19 protein-coding genes are annotated in these 23,212 nt (G+C 39.4%); 16 read left to right on the top strand and 3 right to left on the bottom strand.

Annotation, left to right across the window (positions count from 1 at the left end):
* The first annotated feature begins 92 nt into the window (after positions 1–92).
* Positions 93–287 (top strand): hypothetical protein, encoded by a 195-nt coding sequence (locus BN52_RS07845; RefSeq protein ID WP_008473942.1) that lies wholly within the window; start codon positions 93–95, stop codon positions 285–287.
* 36 nt (positions 288–323) lie between these two features.
* Positions 324–620, top strand: a complete 297-nt coding sequence (locus BN52_RS07840) for a hypothetical protein (RefSeq protein ID WP_008473941.1) — start codon at positions 324–326, stop codon at positions 618–620.
* Between the two features lie 52 nt (positions 621–672).
* On the opposite strand, the gene BN52_RS07835 is transcribed toward BN52_RS07840, so the two are convergent.
* A complete protein-coding gene (locus BN52_RS07835) occupies positions 673–1,656 on the bottom strand; it encodes a LacI family DNA-binding transcriptional regulator (RefSeq protein ID WP_008473940.1) in 984 nt (327 codons plus the stop codon).
* 10 nt (positions 1,657–1,666) lie between these two features.
* Positions 1,667–3,097, bottom strand: coding sequence for a sucrose-6-phosphate hydrolase (locus BN52_RS07830; RefSeq protein ID WP_008473939.1), 1,431 nt, complete (start codon positions 3,095–3,097; stop codon positions 1,667–1,669).
* Positions 3,098–3,329: 232 nt separating this feature from the next.
* On the opposite strand from BN52_RS07830, the gene BN52_RS07825 reads away from it, so the two are divergent.
* The 8 genes from BN52_RS07825 to BN52_RS07790 all read left to right on the top strand — a co-directional run bounded on the left by BN52_RS07825 (position 3,330) and on the right by BN52_RS07790 (position 13,073).
* Positions 3,330–5,315: a sucrose-specific PTS transporter subunit IIBC gene (locus tag BN52_RS07825; protein WP_008473938.1), complete on the top strand. Its 1,986-nt coding sequence runs from the start codon at positions 3,330–3,332 to the stop codon at positions 5,313–5,315.
* Positions 5,316–5,452: 137 nt separating this feature from the next.
* Positions 5,453–6,211, top strand: coding sequence for a DeoR/GlpR family DNA-binding transcription regulator (locus BN52_RS07820; protein WP_008473937.1), 759 nt, complete (start codon positions 5,453–5,455; stop codon positions 6,209–6,211).
* On the top strand, positions 6,208–7,122 hold the full coding sequence (gene pfkB / locus BN52_RS07815) for a 1-phosphofructokinase (protein ID WP_008473936.1): 915 nt from the start codon (positions 6,208–6,210) through the stop codon (positions 7,120–7,122). The genes BN52_RS07820 and pfkB overlap by 4 nt, the downstream gene beginning before the upstream one ends.
* Before the next feature lie 18 nt (positions 7,123–7,140).
* Positions 7,141–9,099: a PTS fructose transporter subunit IIABC gene (locus BN52_RS07810; protein ID WP_008473935.1), complete on the top strand. Its 1,959-nt coding sequence runs from the start codon at positions 7,141–7,143 to the stop codon at positions 9,097–9,099.
* A gap of 162 nt (positions 9,100–9,261) precedes the next feature.
* Complete coding sequence (locus BN52_RS07805; RefSeq protein ID WP_008473934.1) at positions 9,262–10,137, top strand: metal ABC transporter solute-binding protein, Zn/Mn family; 876 nt, start codon at positions 9,262–9,264, stop codon at positions 10,135–10,137.
* A gap of 22 nt (positions 10,138–10,159) precedes the next feature.
* Positions 10,160–10,807: a metal ABC transporter ATP-binding protein gene (locus BN52_RS07800; RefSeq protein ID WP_008473933.1), complete on the top strand. Its 648-nt coding sequence runs from the start codon at positions 10,160–10,162 to the stop codon at positions 10,805–10,807.
* Positions 10,808–11,605, top strand: a complete 798-nt coding sequence (locus BN52_RS07795; RefSeq protein ID WP_008473931.1) for a metal ABC transporter permease — start codon at positions 10,808–10,810, stop codon at positions 11,603–11,605.
* Between the two features lie 235 nt (positions 11,606–11,840).
* Complete coding sequence (locus BN52_RS07790) at positions 11,841–13,073, top strand: lactate oxidase (RefSeq protein ID WP_008473930.1); 1,233 nt, start codon at positions 11,841–11,843, stop codon at positions 13,071–13,073.
* Between the two features lie 137 nt (positions 13,074–13,210).
* Here the strand turns inward: BN52_RS07790 and pepF are convergent, their stop codons facing one another.
* On the bottom strand, positions 13,211–15,010 hold the full coding sequence (pepF, locus tag BN52_RS07785; RefSeq protein WP_008473929.1) for an oligoendopeptidase F: 1,800 nt from the start codon (positions 15,008–15,010) through the stop codon (positions 13,211–13,213).
* A 163-nt stretch (positions 15,011–15,173) separates the two neighbouring features.
* Here pepF and BN52_RS07780 point away from each other — a divergent pair, with 163 nt between their 5' ends.
* The 6 genes from BN52_RS07780 (at position 15,174) to cydC (ending at position 23,203) form a co-directional block, all read left to right on the top strand.
* On the top strand, positions 15,174–16,376 hold the full coding sequence (locus BN52_RS07780; protein WP_008473928.1) for an LCP family protein: 1,203 nt from the start codon (positions 15,174–15,176) through the stop codon (positions 16,374–16,376).
* Between the two features lie 62 nt (positions 16,377–16,438).
* Positions 16,439–17,113, top strand: a complete 675-nt coding sequence (locus BN52_RS07775; protein ID WP_008473927.1) for a DUF554 domain-containing protein — start codon at positions 16,439–16,441, stop codon at positions 17,111–17,113.
* 182 nt (positions 17,114–17,295) lie between these two features.
* The gene (locus tag BN52_RS07770) at positions 17,296–18,729 is read left to right on the top strand and encodes a cytochrome ubiquinol oxidase subunit I (protein ID WP_008473926.1); all 1,434 of its coding nucleotides are present in this window, start codon (positions 17,296–17,298) and stop codon (positions 18,727–18,729) included.
* A gap of 1 nt (position 18,730) precedes the next feature.
* Positions 18,731–19,747: a cytochrome d ubiquinol oxidase subunit II gene (cydB, locus tag BN52_RS07765; RefSeq protein WP_008473925.1), complete on the top strand. Its 1,017-nt coding sequence runs from the start codon at positions 18,731–18,733 to the stop codon at positions 19,745–19,747.
* On the top strand, positions 19,747–21,480 hold the full coding sequence (cydD, locus tag BN52_RS07760) for a thiol reductant ABC exporter subunit CydD (protein WP_008473924.1): 1,734 nt from the start codon (positions 19,747–19,749) through the stop codon (positions 21,478–21,480). Before cydB ends, cydD begins: the two co-directional genes overlap by 1 nt.
* Positions 21,458–23,203: a thiol reductant ABC exporter subunit CydC gene (gene cydC, locus BN52_RS07755; protein WP_008473922.1), complete on the top strand. Its 1,746-nt coding sequence runs from the start codon at positions 21,458–21,460 to the stop codon at positions 23,201–23,203. The genes cydD and cydC overlap by 23 nt, the downstream gene beginning before the upstream one ends.
* The last annotated feature ends 9 nt before the right edge of the window (positions 23,204–23,212 follow it).

The following is a 23,212-nucleotide window of genomic DNA, read 5'->3' as shown; positions in this document are numbered from 1 at the left end:
GATTTATTTTTCTAATCATGGTTATATGCCTGGTCGGCATAGGTTGGTTAACCCTATCTTGGTAGGTTGATTGAAGTTTGGAGGAGTGAAAAATGCTGTATCTATTATATGTCTTGATTGGTTTGCTGATTGTTTTAGGGGTAGATTTTGCAGTAACTGCTTTTTGGGCAATTCATGATACAATCGTTAATCAAAAACGAGACAAGATAAGTTTTAGCGCAGGATTTAAGAAGTATTTTGCTGAGAATAACAATATTCCTACCAAAATGAGTGATCTTTTTAATTAGTAGCCTAAGGGGATAGATGCTACAAGAGGAGGAGTTATGAAACGAATTTGGAGGGAGCTAGTCTTCGGACTACTTGCAATTTTGACAGCGACAAGCTTACTAATGACCGTCACTGTGGAAGCTAGGGCTGATAGCAATGAAGCGCGAATTAGTCGCAATAGTGAAAAATTGAATAAGAAAGAACTTTTATTAATTAAACAAGCTGATGGTTATCAAGCTAATCTATCAAAGACTGATGGCCCACACCGAACTTTTTGGTTAATTACCGGACTTAGTTTGGGAACAATTTCTTTAACAGGATTAGTGTTTGATACATTCAGAAAAAGGAAATAACAAATAAAGCTAGCAAGTTACCAAATGCTGAGAAGCATTAGTAGTTGCTAGCTTATTTAATTGCCGTAGTTTGACTTTTGATTAATTTGACAGGCAAACGATAGTGTTTAGTAGTTACAACATTTTTTTCAATACGTCGTAACAGGATATCAACTAGAAGTTGGGCAATATCGCTGATCGGTTGAGCAATTGTTGATAATTCATGGTGGTAAGTCTGCATCAATTGCGTACCATCAAACCCAATAACTTTTAAGTCTTGAGGAACAGGAATTCCTAAACGCTTAGCTTCGTCTAAAACTAATACAGCCGTTAAGTCATCGGTAGTGACAATGCCGTCTGCACCCCTTTTTGACAAGATATCTTGAATCGCGACTTGTTTAAGATTAACGGAATCGGAAAAAGCAATTGAGTGAACATGCTTGCTTAAGCCTAGACGTGCGACCGTATCTTCATATGCAGCCAAGCGCTCATCAGTAGGATTACCAATTCGACGAGAATTACCTAAAAAATAGATGTGGCGACAACCAGCTTGGTATAATTCCTCAGTTGCAATAGTGGTTCCACGATAGTTATCACAGGAAACGATGGGAATATTGTTAGATAGCTTACGGTCAAAGGATACAATCGGCAATCCTAGCTGGTCATATTCTTCAATTCCTAGATTATGCGCACCGGCAATAATCCCATCAACCTGATTGGCTAGCAGCATCCGCAGATAATTCCGTTCTTTTTCTTTATCATAATTAGCATTGCAAAGAAGGATCTTATAGCCATGATCAAATAGTTGTTTTTCAATTTCATCAACTAATTCAGCAAAAAATGGATTTTTAATTGTAGGAAAAATCACCCCGACTAGGTGAGTCTTCTTCCCTTGCAAAGAGCGCGCAAGGGAATTTGGTTGATAATTCAGCTTGCGCATGGCAGCAAAAACCTTGGCTTTAGTCGCTTTGCTCAAGTAGCCATAATTATTGATTACGCGCGAAACAGTGGTTGGTGAAACTCCTGCTTCTTTGGCAACGTCTGTCAATTTTACCATGAAATAAACCTTACTTTACTATTGGCCAATAACTGGCGGTATATTTGCAAGGTGATGTCATTGCAATAGCTGTTCCATGATTGAAGAAACGACTTGTCAATACTGCTTCACCGTCGTTGACAAAGATTTCAGCTAGAGAATGATCGATAAAAATATCCAATTTGAGCTCTTGCTTGGCCTGGGTTTTGACCGAGCGGGTGAGTCCATATTCTTTAGCAAATTCACCTTGCGTACGTTCTAATTTTACTAACCCATTTATTGTATCAAATTTTACTTTGAGGCTACCAGAGTTATCTTTTGCAAGTTCGAGAGTGCCAGTCTGATTTGCAGGTATAGTTAGTAGAAGCTCGTACTGATTGTCAGTGGCAGTTTGGAGAATTTGTTCATTGGCTAATTTGGTTTCAGCTTGACGCAATTTACACATAGCTGCTACTGGCTGTTGAACCAATCTACCATTTTTTAAGTGTAGCTCTTTGACCTGACTCAAGCATCCCGACCAGTTTTCTTGATCGGTTGGATAAGCAATTTCTGGCAAGCCAGCCCAGCTGATTAAATAGCAGTCTTCGCCCCGATTAAAAGCCTGACTAGCATAGATATCGAAGCCAAAATCTAGTTGTTGCAAAGCTCCAGCACCTTTGACAGTAGCATGGGCAAGATCAACCTCATCAAGAACTAAGTACATGTTGGGATAGATATTATCATAACTAGCTTGCTCTTTATTTAATCCTTGAGGACAAAATATCAAAACTGGTCTGTCATCGACGTAAACTAGGTTAGGACATTCAATCATGTAGCCAAGTGGACCTAGATTTAAGGGGCCGATTTCTTCCCAATTTACCAAATCAGTGCTTTGGTAAACCATGATTTCTCCAGTTTGGCTTTGAGCTTCTTGAGCGCCGAGAAGGGCATAGTATTTTCCGTTTTGTTTTAGTAACTGCGGATCGCGAAAATGTTCGCTGATGTGACTTGGATTGCGAAATAGCGGCTGAGAAACTTTAGTGATTTCCCCAGTTTTATCCATCCAAGCCCCATTTTGATAGGGAATTCGTTGCCAATTTTGATCACGAACATTCCCAGTGTACATTAAAAATAATTTGCCATCGATTTCTTGAGCACTTCCAGAGTAAGCACCATGGCTGTCGATGGGATCCCCAGGTTTAATGGCCAGTCCAAGATTTTGCCAATGAACCAAGTCTTTTGAGACGACATGCATCCACGACTTTAAGCCATGAACCGGTCCAAAGGGAAATGCTTGATAGAAAAGATGATATTGGCCAGCAAAATAAGAAAAGCCATTAGGATCATTAAGTAATCCAGATTGTGGACGAATATGATATTGCAATTGAAAACTTGAACGATCTGCTTGCGCTTGTAAAGTTAAAAGTTTTAATGCATCCCAATGATCATAAGGTAGGTAACGTTGTTCCTTGGTCCAAGTCATAATAAAAAACTCCTTTTGAAAACGGTATCTTTTATTTATATTCTATGATTAAGTTGATATTGTGTCAAACGAATAGCATACGTATATTGCTACTTTTATTGGAATACTACAACATTCGTGCTTTTTTTAAATATTTTTGTGTTAAACGTTTGACATATTTATTGAAAGCGCTTATGATATTTCTTGAACAAAACATTTGAAGCGATTTCATAATCAAGAGGGGGAAAGCAACATGGATCATAAAGCAGTTGCTGAACGCGTAATAAAATATGTTGGGCGTGACAACATCGTTGCTGGTGCACACTGTGCTACGAGATTGCGCTTAGTGCTCAAAGACGATGAAAACATCGACCAAAAAGGCTTAGACAATGACCCAGATGTAAAGGGAACTTTTAAAACTCAGGGTCAGTATCAAATTATTATTGGGCCAGGGGATGTTAATGACGTTTATGACGAATTTATCAAAATCACTGGCTTAAAGGAATTATCAACTGATGATTTGAAAAAAGTGGCTGCTGGACAACAAAAAACTAATCCAATTATGGCCTTCATCAAATTGTTAAGTGATATTTTCGTGCCAATCATTCCTGCCTTGGTTGCAGGTGGTTTGTTGATGGCTCTCAACAACTTCCTTACCCAAGGTGGATTATTCGGACCAAAGGCGTTGGTCCAACTTTATCCACAAATCAAAGGCTTGAGCGACATGATTCAATTAATGTCAGCTGCTCCATTCTGGTTCTTGCCAATTTTGGTAGCAATCAGTGCTGGTAAACGATTTGGTGCTAATCAATTCTTATCAGCTGCAATTGGAATGATTATGGTTGCTCCAGGTACGGCTAATATCATTGGTGCTACTGATTTGAGTAAAGTTGCCACTATTGCCAACTATACTAAATTCTGGGATATTTTTGGTTTACATGTAACGCAAACTTCATATACTTACCAAGTTATTCCTGTTTTGGCAGCTGTTTGGCTATTGGCATTTTTGGAAAAGAGATTCCACAAGTGGTTGCCAAGTGCGGTTGACTTTACCTTTACGCCTTTGCTATCAATTTTAATTACTGGATTTTTAACATTTACAATTATCGGGCCAGTTTTGAAATTCGTATCTGATGCAATTACTAGTGGTATTGTTTGGCTTTACGATACTACTAGCTTTGTGGGTATGGGTGTATTTGGTCTATTCTACTCCGCAATTGTTACTACTGGGTTGCACCAAAGCTTCCCAGCTATTGAAACCCAATTGGTTTCAGCATTTGCTAATGGTAAAGGAGCCGGAGACTTTATTTTCGTAGTTGCTTCAATGGCTAATGTAGCGCAAGCAGCTGCAACGTTTGGTGTTTGGTTCTTAACCAAAGACCAAAAGATGAAAGGCCTAGCTAGTTCAGCTGGTGTATCTGCAATGCTTGGAATTACCGAACCAGCTTTGTTCGGTGTTAACCTTAAATACCGCTTTCCATTCTTCTGTGCATTGATTGGATCTGGTGTAGCTAGTGTTGTAGCAGGATTAACCCACGTAATCGCAGCTTCGATGGGGGCAGCTGGTTTTATTGGCTTTTTATCAATCTATCCAAGAACAATTCCATTCTACGTGATGAGTGAATTGATTTCATTCGGTGTAGCTTTTGCCTTAACTTACATCTGGGGTAAAAAGCATATGCCTGAAGAGGCTGTTGCAACTGAAGTAGTTGATGCACATAGTGCTGTTGAAGAAAGCCAAAAGGCTGAAGAAGTAGCACAAAAACAATTAGCGCTTCAAGATGAAACTGTAGTTGCTCCAGTTGATGGTGAAACTGAAAGCTTGACCAAAGTTAACGATCAAGTGTTTAGTGCTAAGATGATGGGCAACGGTGCAGCTATTATTCCTAGTGATGGTAAGATTTATGCACCAGTTAGTGGTGAAATTACAGTTGCTTATGCGACTAAGCATGCGTATGGTCTTAAGAGCGATCATGGCGCTGAAGTTTTGATACATATTGGTTTAGATACCGTTAATTTGGAAGGAAAACACTTTACTAGCTTAGTGAAGCAAGGTCAACACGTTGAACAAGGTCAAGAACTTGGAAGCGTTGATCTTGAGGCGATTAAGCAAGCTGGCTATGATCCAACGGTTATGGTGGTAATAACTAATACTGCTGATTATGCAAGCGTTGATCGTGTAACTGAAACTAATGGCCAACATGGTGCAGCCTTGATTGCTTTAACGGCACATAATTAAAGCGATAGCTTGAAAAGGATCGGTTCTGAAAGGAATTGATCTTTTTTTGTTATTTTTGAAGAGAAATGAATTTTTATGAATAAAAATGATTGATTTTGAATGAGAAACCGGATACAATACTTGGTGAGGTGAAAAATATGTTGACGCAAGCACGCCATTCGATGATACAAGAATATGTCGATCAACGAGGACTCTGTCGCGTCGCCGAACTCTGTGAATTGACTAATTCTTCGGAATCAACGATTAGACGAGATTTGATCCAGATGGAAGAAGACGGCATTATTCGCCGAGTTCACGGTGGTGCGCAATCAATCAAAAATTTTTCGCATGATGTTTCGCAACATGTTCGCTTTAGCTTAAATCATGAAGCGAAAGTCGCAATTGCCAAGTATGCGGTTGAAAATCACGTTCATGCCAATGACAACATTTTTATTGATGCTGGGACAACCACCTATGAAATGGTACAGTTTTTGGCTAATATTCCTGGACTAACGGTAGTTACCAATGGAATGGAAACTGCACTAGCCAGTTTGAACCATGGGATTAAGACGATTTTGCTTGGTGGTACAGTTAAGACTGATACGCATGCAGTTGTTGGTCAAACAGCAATGCAGCAGATTAAAGCGATGAATTTTAGCGCTAGTTTTATTGGTGCTAATGGCATTGATGTTCAAGGTTTTTTAACCACGCCAGATATTGAAGAAGCGGCGATCAAGCGTGCTGAATTAGTACAAGCTAATCAAGCTTATGTTTTAACAGATGCCAGCAAGATTGGGGAACGTTCATTTGCAATTTTTGGCAATGCAAGCGACACAGTTGTGATTTGTAATCAGTTAACGTTAAGGCAAAAACGGATATTACCTGAAAAAATTTTACTAGAGGAGGTAACTGAATGATTTATACAGTTACAGTCAATCCAGCTTTGGATTACGTCATGAGTTTGGAAAAGGTTAATTCGGGTGAAGTTAACCGGACCGACAATTACGTTTTCTTGGCAGGTGGAAAGGGAATCAATGTTTCCCAAATTTTGAATCAATTACAAATTGATAACACCGCTTGGGGTTTTGTTGGTGGCTTTACTGGTAAAGAACTAGTTCGTCAATTGAACCAAAAGCGCATTGTTAATGATTTTGTAACGATTTCTGATTTGACTAGAGTTAATGTTAAGCTTCATGCGCAACAAGAAACTGAAATCAATGCAGCTGGTCCTAATATTACTGAACAAGAAATTGCTGCTTTCAAGAATCGGCTTGCTGACTTGAAGAAGGGCGACATTGTGGTAATGAGTGGCTCATTAACGCCAAGCTTGCCAACTGATTTCTATCAAAAATTGTTGCCAACCATTAAAGAAGCAGGTGCTGAATTTGTGGTTGATACTACTGGTCAAGCTTTGCTCGATACGCTTGAATATAAGCCTTTGGTAATTAAGCCTAACCACCACGAATTGGCTGATTTATTCCACACTAGTTTTGATTCTAGCGATGTAATGTTGGAATACGCTGAAAAGTTGTTGAAGCTCGGTGCACAAAACGTGATGGTTTCAATGGCTGGCGACGGTGGTTACTTGTTAACTAAAGACCACGTTTACCATGCGAAGGGTGCGGTAGGTACTGCCGTTAACTCCGTTGGTGCAGGAGATTCAATGATTGCTGGTTTTGTTGGTACTTACTTCAAGACCCAAGATCCAGCTGAAAGCTTTAGAATCGGAATGGCTTGTGGAGCAGCAACGGCATTTACCAAGGATATTGCAGTTAAGAGTCAAATCGATGCTGTTTTACCACAAATTAAGGTTGAACAAATTTCCTAGTAGAGGGGAAGAATGAACATGAGAATCAAGGATATCTTAAGTACTGAATCCATGATTATGGATTTGAAGGCAACCAACAAAGAAGATGCCATTAAAGAAATGGCTGAGTTGGAAGTTGCAACAGGTATTGTTAACAATGAAGATGAATTCATTAAGTCAATTTGGGCTCGTGAAAATGAATCGACCACTGGTATCGGTGGTGGTATTGCGATGCCTCATGCTCGTAATGAATACATCAACAAAGCGAGAGTATTGTTTGCTAAGAGCACAGCTGGAATTGACTACAATTCACTAGATGGTGCCCCAGTAAACCTCTTCTTTATGATTACTGCACCAGCAGGTGCTGATAATACTCACTTGCAAGCTTTAGCTAAGTTGTCAGGGTTATTAATCGATCCTAAGTTGGTTGAAGCTTTAAAGGCTGCAACCAAGCCTGAAGAAGTTATCGACTTGTTTGAAAAAGCTGAAACTGCTAAGGATGAAGCCGATGCAGCAGCTAAGGCTAAGCGTGAAGCTGAAAAGGCTGATGTAGTAGCTAAGACTGAAGAAAAGCCACTTATTGTTGGTGTTACTGCATGTATCAATGGTATTGCGCACACTTATATGGCTCAAGAAGCCCTAATTAAGGCCGGTGAAAAGCGCGGTATTGAGGTTAGAATTGAAACTAACGGTTCTGAAGGGGTTAAGGACAAGTTGACTCCAGAAGAAATCAAACGTGCTGTTGGGGTAGTAATTGCTTCCGATAAAAAGGTTGATATGCCAAGATTCGATGGCAAGCGTTTAACCAACCATCCAGTTGTTGATGGTATCAATAAACCAGATGAATTGATTGATGCGATTATGAATCAAACCACTGGCGTTTACCATTCTGATGCTTCAGAAAGCGAAAGTGCTACTGAAACCAAGCAAGGCGTTTGGGGTTCGATTTACAAGAACTTGATGAGCGGTATTAGCCACATGTTGCCATTCGTTATCGGTGGTGGTATCTTGATGGCAATTTCCTTCATCGTAGAAAACTACGCTGGTGGCCCAAAGAGCCCAGCCTTCATCTTCTTGAACTCGGCTGGTAACCTTTCATTTGCCTTCATGGTACCAATTTTGGCAGCCTACATTGCTGAATCAATCGGCGATTTGCCAGCCTTGATGCCAGGTTTGGTTGGTGGTTACATGGCCTCAATCGTAAACGTTCAAGGTGGCGTTCAAGTTAACGTCCAAGCCAATGCTACTTCTCCTGCTGGCTTCTTAGGTGGTATTGCTGCCGGATTCATCGCTGGTTACTTAATGCTTGGCTTGAAGAAAGCCTTCAGCAAGATGCCTAAGTCTGTTGAAGGGATGAAACCAATGTTAATTTACCCAATCTTGGGTTTGCTCTTGATTGCGGCAATTATGTTCTACATCGTTAACCCAATCTTTAGTTCTTTGAACTTGGCTATCAGCCACTTCTTAAACGGTATGGGAACTGCTAACTTGGCTGTCTTGACTGCAATCTTGGCAGGTATGATGTCAATCGATATGGGTGGACCTTTCAACAAGGCTGCTTATGTCTTTGCCTCAGGTGCTTTCGCCAACGATCCTCATTCTGCTACTGCTGCTGTTTTGATGGCTTCAGTTATGGTAGGTGGTATGATTCCACCATTTGCCACTGCTATCGGTACTACTTTCTTCAAGAACAAGTACACTGCTGATGAACGTCGTGCTGGGATTTCAAACTGGATCCTTGGTTTCTCATTCATTACTGAAGGTGCTATCCCATTTGCTGCTGCCGACCCAGGTCACGTTATTCCTTCATGTGTTCTTGGTTCAGCTGTTTCAGGTGCTTTAGTAGGACTTTGGCACATTCAAGTTCCAGCACCTCACGGTGGTCTATGGGTATCACCATTGGCTAACCACATCTTGCTCTACTTCCTTGCAACTATTATTGGTTCAATCGTAGCTGCTTTGGTATTGAGCTTCTGGAAAAAGCCAGTTGAAAAATAATTATTAATGCTGAAAAAAGCCCCACGAGGGGCTTTTTTGTTAGCTAGATTATTTTTTGTAAGTAGTTGACAGAAGTAAGTATTAGGGTTAATATATTCTAATTTAGAAAATAACCGCATTTTTCTAAATTATACTCATTCAAAATTAGAAGAGGTGTGTAATATGAAAAAAAGAAACATTTTATATCTTTTGTTAACTTTGACGATAACTTTAATCATGACCGGATGCAGTCCAAAGACAAACAAGCAGGATGGTAAAATTTCTATTGTTACAACGACCAATATTTATGCTGATATTGCTAAGAATGTCGTTGGTAAATACGGTACTGCTAAGGCAATAATTGCTAACAGTGCAATTGATCCGCATGATTTTGAACCGACAACTAACGATGCTAAAACTTTATCTGAAGCCGATATTGTTGTTGCTAACGGCTTAGGCTATGATTCGTGGGTGAATAAATTATCTAAGGGAGTCGATAAGAAACCAGTTCTAGTTGGTGAAGACCTAATGAAGCTAAAAGTCGGCGATAACCCTCACATCTGGTACAATTTAAGCATGCCTGAAAAATATGTTAATTATTTAGTTGAGCGATTAGGAAAACTACAGCCGAAACATCGAGCATATTTTGAAGCCCAGGCTAAACAGTATTTAAAAGCAATCAATGAAATCAAGCAATTGGCTCATGGCATAAAGACCAAGGATAATAAGCCAGTTTTTGTAAGTGAACCCGTATTTGATTACGCTTTAGAAGAAGCTGGGATCAAGATCGGCGATCGTGATTTTGAAGAAGCGATCGAAAAAGAAACTGATCCGTCAGCACAAGTAATTGACCAAATGACTGCTGCAATCAAACAACGGAAAATTGCCTTTTTCGTTAATAATGTGCAAGCAAGTAGCTCAACCGTTAAAACTTTTGTCAAATTAGCCAAGGCGCATAATATTCCAGTTCTCAAAGTAAGAGAAACTATTCCTAACAATACGACATATTTGGCATGGATGAGGGAAAACTATCAGAATTTAGCTAAAGTGACTCAATAATATCATTTAAAGGAGGGATTGGATGATCCTAGAAGTAACAAACTTAACGATGAAGTTTGATAATAAGGAGATTTTCAAGGACTTAAACTTTAAGCTTGAAGCAGGTTCAATGACCACATTATTGGGTCCAAATGGAACAGGAAAAACCACCTTGATTAATATCTTAATGAACCTGTTGTCGCCGACGAGTGGCAGTTTTAAATTTGCAGATAATGTCAAATTAGGGTATGTGCCACAGTTTCGCAATATCGATGTCGAATATCCTTTGTCAATTAAATCGTTTGTTGGCTTGAATGCCCCTACCTTTAAGAACAAGCAAGTAAGAGCTGATATTCAACAAGAATTAGAGGAAGTAAACCTTTCAGCAATTCAAAATACCCGTATGGGTGAAGCTTCAGGTGGTCAAAAACAACGTGCTTATCTAGCCCAAGCTTTATTGGATAAGCCTAATATGATTATTCTTGACGAAGCAACGGCAAGTCTTGATCCAGTTGCTAAGGAAGAATTGATGCAATTGATTCAGCATTTAAATCAAAAACATCAAATGACGGTACTTTTTGTAACCCATGATTTGCCATTGGCTAAAAAGTATATGAAGGAATATTTGTATCTTAACCATGGCAGAATTGAACAAGGTAAGATGAGCGAGTTTGAGGGGGATTACGAATAAATGTTTGCTTTTAGTTTTATGCGTTACGCCTTCTTCGCTAGTACTTTTATTGCTATTACTTGTGGCGTAGTTGGCGTATATGTAGTTGCGCGTAGTTATAGCTTTTTAGCTCATACCTTATCAGAAATTGGTTTTGCTGGTGCTGCGTTTGCAGTCTTTTTGGGAGTAGAGCCATTATGGGGAATGCTGCTTTTTACGCTATTAGGTTCGGTTAGTGTGGGCGAACTATCGCTTCATAGCGATCAAAAAGAATCATCGATTAGTGCGATATCGGCTTTGTTTATTGGCTTAGGGGTGCTCTTTTTAGCTATCTCTAATTCCAATAGTCGTTATGCTACAAGCATCTTATTTGGTAGTATTATTGGGGTTGATCGTGAAGGCGTTTTGCGTTTAGTCGTCTTATCAGTAATTGTATTATTGCTCCTTGGATTAGTGCAGCGACAATTGAACTTTGATTCCTTCGATCATATTGGTGCCATTGCTCGTGGAGTCAAAACGGGCTGGGTCAGTTTTGTTTTCTTAATCGCACTTGCGATGGCAGTTTCAATCGGTTCACAGATTGTTGGCTCATTGTTGGTTTTCATTTTATTGACTTTGCCAGCATCGTCAGCGCGTTACCTCGGTAAATCGATTCTTGCCATGATATTATGGTCAGTTGGAATTGCTCTAATTGGCGTTTGGCTAGGACTTTATTTAGGATTTATTACCAATTGGCCAGTTACTTTCTTTATTGCGATGATTGAAGTGGCAATTTATTTGACGACTTATTTTACGCACTTAGTTCGACACAAGTTATAAAAGTAACTAAGTAATAATTTATAGTTTTACAGGTAAAACAGACTTAAGCTTAATAGCGCGGTCTGCTTTTTTGTTATTAAAGTGGTACATTCGTTTTATCGGTTGATTTTGTGAAAAATAAAACAATTGTAAGCGTGAATTTATCAATATTTTCAAAACTTTTCACTAACTTTTTTAAGCGCTTTCATGTATAATGGTTATGAAAGATTTTTAATTGATAGAAGAGGTTAATGATATGACACATTATTACAATGGTTTTCCCCAAAGCGACCGTGATGAAAAACTTGACATGGTCAACGTTGACGAACTTGAAGAACGTGTAAAGCAAGTTATGCCTGAAGGGGCATATTACTACATTGCTTCTGGTTCAGAAAATGAATGGACTTGGCGTAACAACACTGCTGCTTTCAATCACTACCAAATTATTCCAAGAGCTTTAACTAACATGGACAACCCATCAACTGAAACTGAGTTTATGGGTATGAAGCTTAAGACTCCTATCATGATTTCTCCAATTGCTTGCCATGGTATTGCTCACATGGATGCCGAAGTTGCCACTCAAAAGGGTGCTGCAGCAGCTGGAGCATTGTTTGCTTCAAGTACATATGCTAACAAGAGTGTTGAAGACATTGCTGCCGCTGCTCCAGATGCTCCTCGTTTCTTCCAACTTTACTTGAGCAAGGACTGGGAATTCAACCGGATGGTCTTTGATGCAATTAAGAAGGCAGGTTACAAGGGTATCTTCTTAACTGTTGATGCTTTGATCTCTGGTTACCGTGAAGCTAACTTGAGAACTAACTTTACTTATCCTGTTCCATTGGACTTCTTTACTCGTTACCTTGGCGGTAAGGGTGAAGGCCAAAGCGTTGCGCAAATGTACGCTTCTTCAGCACAAAAGATTGGTCCTGACGACGTAAGAAGAATTAAGGAAGAATCTGGCTTGCCAGTTATCGTTAAGGGTGTTATGTGTGCCGAAGATGCTTACTTAGCTATCGGTGCTGGTGCTGATGGTGTTTACGTAACTAACCACGGTGGTCGTGAAGTTGACACTGCTCCAGCTACTATTGACGTTTTGCCAGAAGTTGTTAAGGCAGTAAATCACCGTGTACCTGTTATCTTTGATTCAGGTGTACGTCGCGGTTCACATATCTTCAAGGCTTTAGCTATGGGTGCTGACTTAGTAGGTATTGGTCGTCCTTACCTTTACGGATTAGCACTTGGTGGTGCCAAGGGTGTACAAAGCGTTATTGAAGAATTGAACGAAGAATTGATTATTAACATGCAATTGACTGGTTGCAAGACTATTGAAGACGTTAAGCATGCAAGAATCGATCACATCAGATACACTGCTGATAACTTACCTTCAAACACTGACCCAACTAGAAGAGCTGCATATCCAAAGACTGCTGAAAACCAAATCAAGGTTGAAGCTGATACAGATGCTACTTCAGGTGCTTCACATCACTAATTTATGACTGAATAATCAATATATCAAAAGAGCCCAGGAATTGTTCCTGGACTCTTTTTTGATGTGAGAAATATTTTCTTTCCTCTACTGTTATATATTTCCTTGATCAGTTAGTCAAATTAAATTTTATCAGATTTCTAGAATTTGCCTAAAAGACTTTCGAATTCATTCAAGCGCTTTTCGAAAATTGCAAAAGCATCTTCTAGGTAGTCAGGTTTAGTCATGTCTACGCCAGCACGTTTCATGATTTCAACAGCATTATCACTTGAACCGGACTTCAAATAAGTGAGGTAAGCTTCAACATCTTCAGGGGTACCGTTGACAACTTTGTTAGCTAAGGCAGTTGCGGCAGCAAAGCCAGTTGCGTATTGGTAAACGTAGAAGTCGTAGTAGAAGTGAGGAATTCGTGACCATTCCTTGGCAATATCGCCACCTGGTTCAACACTATCGCCGTAATAACGTTGGTTTAGATCGCCATAAAATTCGTCAAGCGCTTGGGCAGTTAATGCTTCGCCGTTAGCATCAGCTTCATGGATGAATTGTTCGAATTCTGCAAATTGAGTTTGACGGAACAAGGTGCCCTTGAAGGAATCAAGGAAGTGATTCAATAGGAAGGCTCTTGTCTTAGGATCGGTTACTTTATTTAAGAAGTATTCGGTCAAAATGTTTTCGTTAGTAGTTGAAGCAATTTCAGCTACAAAAATTGGGTAGTCGCCATATACGTATGGTTGGTTATGACGAGTGTACCATGAGTGCATGGAGTGGCCAGTTTCATGAACTAAAGTGTAAAGTGAGTCTAACGTATCTTCCCAGTTTAACAATTCATATGGATCAGTATCGTATGAACCACCTGAATATGCGCCGGTACGTTTATTTTTATTTTCAACAACATCGATAACGCGGTCGTTAAAAATGTGATCGACATGCTTTAAGTAATCTTCACCAAGTGGTGCTAAGGCTTTTTTGGCTTCAGCTTTGGCTTCTTCAAAGTTGTAGCTTAAGGCTGGCTCGCCAGTTAAAGGCACGTACATATCCCACATTTGTAAGTCTTTAAGACCTAGAATCTTTTTACGTAATGCAACGTAGCGATGAAGCAAGTCTAAGTGGCTATTAACTTCTTTAATTAAAGTATCGTAAACCACAGTAGGGATACCATTAGCAGCTAAGGCAGCTTCACGAGCAGAAGCGTATTTATGAACGCGTGCTTGATAATTATGAGCTTTAACTGTTCCAGAAAGCGTAGATGCAAGTGAGTTGCCGAATTGACCATAAGCAGCATACATTACGTCGAAGGCATTTTTACGAACAGCGCGGTTTTGTGATTGAATCAAAATAGAATATAAACCGTCAGAAAGTTGAACCATTTCACCATCTTCGTCTTGTACATAGCCGTATTCCATGTCGGAATTAGTTAATACTCCGAAAGTATTGGCAGAAACGCTCAAAGCATCACCGGCATCAGCTACCAGCTTTTCTGCTTCGGCACTAAGAGTGTGCGGACGCTTGCTGGTAATTACATCAAGTAAATGTGCATATTCTTTGAGACGAGGCTCAGCTTCTTTAAAAGCAGCTATTTCTGCTTCAGATAAGCTGAGGATCTTAGGATTCATGAAGGAGCTAGCAGCTTCAAATTGAGCGGCTAAACCTTGTGCCTTCGCAGTGTAACCTAAATAATGGCTGTCTGAAGTATCGACGTCGCTCGACATGCTGGCATAAACGTAAACTTTTTCCAATTTGCGTTGAACGGCTAAAATTTGAGTTAAGCCTTCATAAAGAGCGGTACCAGAGTTGGTAAAGTTTGCTTCTAAGTCTGGAAGTGCAGCTACTTCAGCTTTAACTTCTTGTAAAGCTTGTTCCCATTCTTGATCAGTTTTAAAAATACGAGTCAAATCCCAGGTTAGTTCTTTAGGGACTTCGTTACGATTTGGAATTGCCATCTTTTTTCTCCTTTAAAAGTATTTTTTTTAATTTTAGATGAAAAGAAGAAAAAAGACAAAGAATAAGTTATTCTAAATTTTTGCTTGAAATCTGTTAACATGACCTATAAAGTGGTATTAATAGATGTTAGAATGACACATTTGGAAGGAAAATTAATTAAGTATGGACCAACATCCTAATAGAGAAGAATATCGTAGAACCCATTCTTCACTAAATTTAAAACGTAACCGTACTTTAGCACTTGATTTAACTGGCTTAAAAACAGGGAATGTCCTAGCTCGTGGTTTGGGTTTGGTTTTGATTTTGCTAGTAGGGATTACGCTTTCGTGGGGAGCGCATTTTTATTTTGCGCTTCATAATGGCATCGATCGTGCTAGTGGTAGCCCTGGAGCAACTTCTGCTCGCATTGCTAGCAAGCAGCCGATTTCGGTTTTAATTTTGGGAGTCGATCAAGGAATTGAAGGTCGTCACGACCAAGGGAATTCTGACACAATGATTTTGGCAACCGCTAATCCTAGCAAAAATACGGCTACGATGACTTCAATCCCACGTGATACGCTTGCTGATATTAAAGGCGACCCAGGAAATAAATACTTTATGTTTCGGGTAAATTCCGCATATCAAGTTGGTGGCAATCAGGGAGCTGTAAAAACCGTTGAGAGCCTGTTTAATGTCCCAATCTATTATTATGTCGAAGTTAATATGAAAGCTCTTAAGAGCCTTGTTAATGCCGTAGGTGGCGTTGATGTCCAGGTACCATTTGATTTTTCATATGATTGGTGTGACTTCCATAAAGGAAAACAACATTTGAATGGTCGCCATGCCGTGGCTTACGTTCGGATGCGTAAAGAAGATCCCCGTGGCGACTACGGACGCCAATTGCGGCAACGCCAAGTAATTGAAACAGTTGCCCATAAGGCAATGTCGGTTAATACAATCAGCAATTACCGTAAGTTGGTACAAATTTTTGCTAAGTATGTTAAGACGAATTTGAGTTTTAACGACATGTTTTTCTTAGCGCTCAATTATCGTGGTACGATCAAAAATCTTAAGAGCAACTACTTGCAAGGTCATGATGCATGGATTGATGGTGCCTCAATTCAAGTGGCCTCAACGCCAGCAATTCAAAAAATTTCGAATATGGTTAGAAAAAATCTTAATTTGGCTAAGGTAACTGTCAATAATGAAGAAACGCGTCAAAACGAGTTGAATGCTAATAACGTTGATTGGTCAAATCCTGAAGCATTTACTACTTACCGGGTATATGATCAGGGAACAGGTGAAAATGACACTAAAGTTGATACGACGCCAGCAAATAATGCAAATTCTACAAGTAAAAAAGGGATTTTTGATATCTTTAAATGACAATTGATTACTAAAACGTGTATCGTGCGATACGCGTTTTTGCTTGAAAAGGAAGTGGAAAAATGATTGGAACAATTACCAATACGCTAGCACTTTTAGTTGGGACTAGTATTGGTGCAGTTATGAAAAAAGGTATCAAAGCCAAGTATGAACAGGTTTTGTACACCGCAATGGGATTAGCTGCATTTGGAATTGGAATGCAAAACGTAGTTAACAATTTGCCTAAGAGCAAGTATCCAGTTTTGTTTATTGTTAGTTTATCGCTGGGGGCGCTACTAGGAACATTTATCGATATTGATGGCCGCTTCAACCGTTTAATTGCGCGTTTAGGCAAATCGAAATTAGGCAAAGGACTAGCAACTGAAATTTTGCTATGTTGCATTGGCACTTTGTCAATTGTTGGACCGGTAATGGCAGCAGTTAAAGGCGATAATACGATGCTTTATACTAATGCAACGCTTGATTTTGTAACATCGATGGTATTTGGTGCTAGTTTTGGCTGGGGGATGATTTTAGTAGCGCCAGTGCTATTTTGCTGGCAGGGTTTGATTTTTGTTATTGCAAAATACTTATCAGCTGGGTTCTTTAGTGGACCATTGTTGACCGAAATTTCTATTATTGGTGGTTTTTTGATTGCATGTACAGGTATGAGCTTACTAAAAATCAGAGAAATTAAGACTTTAGACTTCTTGCCAGCGTTACTTATACCAATTATTTTTACGATATTTTTCAAGTGACATACTGTCTATTTTGTAAAAAAAGTTTATAATTATAGTAGATGACCGACAAAGCGATAATTAAAAAATTTAATTATTTACTTGTAAGGTTTGACTAATAGCTATAAACTTATAGATGTCGATTATTAAATAATAGATGTTATTAAAATAATAGCTCTGATTACTTTATGGAGGTGTAATCAATGGGTATTGTTAGTCTAGCACGATTCCAATTTGCTATGACCACAGTATTCCACTTCTTCTTTGTACCGTTTTCAATCGGTACGGCATTTGTGGTTGCTGTGATGGAATCAATTTATGTTCGTACTGGCAATTCTGAATACAAAAAAATGGCGAAATTCTGGAGCAATGTCTTCTTGCTAAGCTTTGCTGTCGGAGTGGTAACTGGTTTGATTCAGGAATTCCAATTCGGTATGAACTGGTCCGATTATTCAAGATTCATGGGTGATATTTTCGGTGCTCCTCTTGCATTCGAAGCTTTACTATCATTCTTCATTGAATCAACCTTTATCGGATTGTGGATGTTTACCTGGAATAAAGTGGGTAAGGGACTACACGTCTTCTTCATCTGGATGGTTGTGTTTGGTACCATGACCTCAGCTTTGTGGATTTTGGCAGCCAACTCATTCATGCAACACCCAGTTGGCTTTACTATTCGTCACGGTCGTGCCGAAATGGTAGACTTTGCTGCCTTGCTTACTAATAAGCAATTGTTATTTGAATACAGCCACGTAGTAATTGGTGCCCTTTTAACTGGTGCAACTATTATTACTGGTTTAACTGCTTTCCAATTCTTGAAGAAACGCACTATTTCAGACGCAAGTAAGCAAATCTACCACAAGACAATGCGCTTGGGCATGGGGATGATGCTTATTTTCTCACTCGCAACTATGTTGATGGGTGACTTGCAAATGAAGTACTTGATCAATGAACAACCTATGAAATTTGCTGCCACTGAAGCTTTATACAAGACTACTGGCGAGCATGCTCCATGGACAGTAGTTGGTATTGCTGATACTAAGACTCATGAAGTTAAGGGTAAGATTGAAGTTCCTTACATGTTGAGTATTTTGTCATACGGTAAGACTACTGGTTCAGTTAAGGGTATGGAAGAAATCAACGCTGAAATGAAGAAGAAGTATGGTACTGAAATTGCAGGTCACAAGATGAACTACTACGTACCAGTTAATACTTTGTTCTGGTCATTTAGATTCATGGCTGGTTTCGGTGCTTTGATGGCTTTAGTTTCAATCGTTGGTTTGGTTACGACTCGTAAGAAGAAGCAATCGCTTTACGAGCACAAGTGGATGCTTTGGGTAGTAGCTTTGATGACCTTTACCCCATTTATTGCTAACACTTGTGGTTGGTTGATTACTGAATTAGGTCGTGCGCCATGGACTGTTTACGGTTTATTCACGATTGAACAAAGTGTGTCACCAAACGTTTCAGCTGGTTCATTACTAGCTTCTAACATTATTTACTTCTGCTTGTTCACTGGTTTGGCAATTGTCTTAATCAGCTTGATCGTACGTTTCATGAAGAATGATCCAGAAGAATATGCTGCAGCTGAATCTGAAAGCAAGGCAACTGATCCATTTGCAAAGGGGGCCTTCTAAAATGTCATTTTTACAGATCTTATGGTTCATTTTGATTGGCGTTTTGTTCTCAGGTTTCTTCTTCCTTGATGGATTTGACTTGGGTGTGGGTATGGCTGTTAAGACGCTTGCTCATAATCGCAAAGAAAGAAGCCAAATTATTTCAACTATTGGACCAGTTTGGGATGGTAATGAAGTTTGGTTGATCACCGCTGGTGGAGCCATGTTTGCTTCATTCCCATACTGGTATGCCTCATTATTCTCAGGCTATTACATGATCTTGTTGTTCATTTTGGTAGCATTGATTTTGCGTGGTGTTTCATTTGAATTCCGTGCAAAGAGTGCAGAAAAGAACAAAGATTTCTGGGAAAATATGATGGCTTTAGGTAGCTTCTTGGCACCATTCCTTTTCGGAGTAATGTTTATTTCGATGATTAAGGGGATGCCAATTGATGCTAAAGGCAATATGTATGCTCATTTCTTTGATTACTTTAACTGGTTCTCAATTGTAGGTGGCGTTGCGTTAACTTTGCTTTGCTACTTACATGGTTTGAACTACATTACTTTGAAGACTAAAGGTGCAATTTCTGAAAGAGCTCAAACATATGCACAAGCTCTTTACTGGGTATTGTACGTTGGTGAAGTAATCTTTGCTTTATTATTAATATTCCAAACTGATTTCTTACGCGTTCATCCATTTGCAACCTTACTTTGCTTAGTATTGATTGTTGGTTTCTCTGTCAGTGCACATGTGGGAACTTTCAAGAACAAGCAAGGTATGGCATTTATCAGTAGCGGTTTAACTTTAGTTTCCTTAGTTGCATTGCTCTTCAGTGGGTTATTCCCAAGATTGATGATTTCTTCAATCAGCAGCAAATTCAACTTGGTAATTCAAAGTTCATCATCAAGCAATTACACTTTGGTGGTAATGACGATTGCAACTTGCATCTTTGTCCCAATCGTTCTTGCTTACACTATCTGGAGTTACTGGATGTTACGTAAACGAATTGAAATGCCTAGAGTAGGAGAAGGTTATTAATGATTGATCGACATCTATTTCAATTAACAGGTGCCAATTCGATCGTAAGAAAGCTTGCGGTACTAGAAGTTCTGCAAGCTTTTTTGATTATTGGACAAGCCTTGTCGCTTAGCTGGCTGTTAACTAAGTTATGGCAAGGGCACACGATGGATTGGCTGATATTGTTAGCATTTGTAGCATGCTTTAGCTTGCGCCAATTAGCTGACTGGATAAGAGGAGGTTGGTTAGAAAATTATTCTAGCCAAGTTTCTGAAGAATTGCGGACGACCTTGTTGATGAAAGTGTTCAATGAAGGACAAGCAATGGTCCAAAGACAGGGAACAGGTAGCTTGATTACTATGGCACTTGATGGAATCGATGAGGTTCGTAATTACATTAAGCTGATTTACAGCAAAGTATTGACAATGATGGCTGTACCAGTAATTATTTTTGTAGCAATGCTTTTTCTTAACTGGCAATCTGCAGTAATTCTTCTGGCAATGTATCCATTAATTGTTTTATTCATGATTGTTCTAGGTTATGCTGCCCAAAGCAAAGCCGATAAACAATTTGGTAATTTCCAACACCTGTCGAACAACTTTATCGATTCGCTTCGTGGAATTGACACTTTAAAATATTTCGGTTTGAGTAAGCGTTACTCACGTAGTATTTTTACACTTAGTGAAAACTTCCGTAAGAAGACAATGAATGTGTTAAAGATAGCAATGCTGTCAACTTTTGCTTTGGACTTCTTCACTACTTTGTCAATTGCGGTGGTAGCAGTTTACCTTGGCTTTGCCTTATTAAGAGGTGAAATGCAGCTATTCCCAGCGTTAGGAATCTTGATTTTAGCACCAGAATATTTCTTACCGATTAGAAACTTTGCTGGTGACTATCATGCAACTTTGGATGGTAAGAATGCTTTTAAGCGGATCAATCAATTGATTGATGCTCCAAAGGAAATTTCTGAAGAACTAGCTTTAACCGACTGGAATAATGATGCTGAACTTAAGATCAAGGATCTTAATTATCAATATCCAGAAGGTGCCCAAATTGGACCTATTAATTTGGACTTAAAAGGCAATCTCAAGGTGGGAATTATCGGAATGAGTGGTTCTGGTAAGAGTAGTTTAATTAACCTTCTTAGTGGTTTTTTGACACCGTCTGAAGGTGAAATAACGATTGAAGGCCAAGCTGCTAAGACGATGAATATTCCTGACTGGCATAAACAGATGGTTTATATCCCACAGAACCCTTATGTGTTTACTGCTAGCTTACGCGAAAATATTGCTTTTTACACTCCAGAAGCTACTGATGAAGAAATTAAATCAGCCATTCATATTATGGGGTTAGACGATTTAGTAGCTGAGCTGCCAGAAGGACTTGATACGATTATTGGGCAAGGTCAACGAGTATTATCAGGTGGTCAAGCACAGAGAATTGCTTTGGCTAGAGCGCTACTAGATCATAGCCGGCAAGTTATGATTTTTGATGAACCAACCGCTCACTTGGATATTGAAACCGAGATTGACTTGAAAGAGCGTATGTTACCACTGATGCAGAATAAGCTGGTGCTCTTTGCAACCCACCGGATGCACTGGGTTAAAGAGATGGATTACATCTTGGTAATGAATCATGGAAAGCTAGTTGAGCAAGGTACTTATGATGAACTTGCCGCTAAAAAGGGCTACTTTAGCCAATTGATGCAAGAAATGAGAGGGGAAATTAAGGATGAAGAAACTACCGATCTTTAAAGCTTTAGAGCATGATCGCTGGGTAAAGCCCTTTTTGCGTCAATATAAAAAGAGCTTGATCATCGCTATTTTCTTAGGAATTATGACTTATGTTGCTGGAGCGGGATTAATGTTCACTTCTGGGTATTTGATCAGTAAAGCAGCGACTAAGCCAGAAAATATCTTGTTGATTTATGTGCCCATTGTATTAACAAGAGCCTTCGGTATTGCTCGACCAACTTTTCGGTATTTGGAACGCTTGGTTAGTCACAACTGGGTTTTAAAAATGACTTCCAAGTTAAGACAACGCCTGTATGATTCCTTGGAACAAGATGCCGTCTTTTTCAATAGTAAGTATCAATTAGGTGATATCTTAGGTCTGCTGTCAGATGATGTCAGCCATATTCAAAACTTATACTTACGGTCGATTTTTCCAATGCTAGTGTCATGGGGCCTGTACACAATTATTGTAGTTGGATTGGGCGTCTTATCGCCAATCATGGGTCTATGGATGCTTTTGGTATTTGGTCTAATCATTTTTGCGATTCCAATCTGGTCCGTTTTAGTAAACGGTGCTAGACAAGTTTATCGCAAACAATTGCAAGATCAACTTTATGTAGATTTGACCGATAATGTTATGGGAGTTGCCGACTGGGTACTTTCTGGTCGAAGCAATGAGTACTTGAAGCTTCATGTAGCTAGTCAAAATAAATTATTAGATGTCCATTTGCAAATGGCTAAATTTGAGCGAATGCGTGATTTCTGCTTACAAATTTTGTACTTGCTTGGTATTGTTTCTTTAATTGTTTGGGGAGCAGCTACCTTTGGTGGTCACCCAAGTCAAATGACTAACTGGATTGCGGCCTTTACTTTAGCAGCCTTTCCAGTAGTTGATGCTTTAGCCCAATTGCCTGGTGCAGCTCAAGAAACCAACGTTTACCAAGATTCTTTGGTAAGATTAAATGACTTGCCAGTACCAACTAAGGAAGAAGCTAAAAAAGTGGCGATTGAAGCTCCTTATGATTTAACTTTGACCAATGTTCACTATACGTATCCTAATACCAGCCGTGAGATTTTGCGTGGCTTAAATCTTCAGATCCATGCTGGTGAAAAATTAGCAATTCTTGGTAAGAGTGGTTCAGGTAAGAGTACTTTAGCTACCTTAATCCGAGGCGATCGTAAACCAAATAGCGGTTCAATCGAATTGAACGGCGTTGCAACCAGTGAATTTGGCGATCAGATCACCAATTACATTGGTGTTATCAATCAAACGCCATATTTGTTCAATACCAGCATCGCTAATAACTTGCGCCTTGGTAACGAAGAGGCGACTGATGAACAATTGTGGGATGTTTTAGAGCGAGTTGGCTTAGCTAATATGGTTAAAAAATTGCCAAATCAGCTGGAAACTATGGTGCAAGAAGCAGGATTACGTTTTTCTGGTGGTGAGCGTCACCGTTTGGCGCTAGCGCGGATTTTGTTAAAAGACGCACCAATTATTTTATTAGATGAACCAACTGTTGGTCTTGATCCAATAACTGAGCAAGCGGTAATCAATACGATTATGACGCAACTAAAGGATAAGACTTTAATTTGGATAACCCACCACTTACAAGGAATTGACTTAATGGATCAAGTTATTTTCATTGAAGATGGTGAACTCAATATGCAAGGTAGTCCTGCAGAGTTATGGAAAAATGAAGAGCGCTATCGCCAATTAAAAAAAGCCGATCAAGGACTCTAAGTCTGATCG

Origin of the sequence: Lactobacillus gigeriorum DSM 23908 = CRBIP 24.85, assembly GCF_000296855.1 — a bacterium.
Classification (GTDB): Bacteria; Bacillota; Bacilli; order Lactobacillales; family Lactobacillaceae; genus Lactobacillus; species Lactobacillus gigeriorum.
This window is presented reverse-complemented; position numbering and strand designations above follow the sequence as displayed.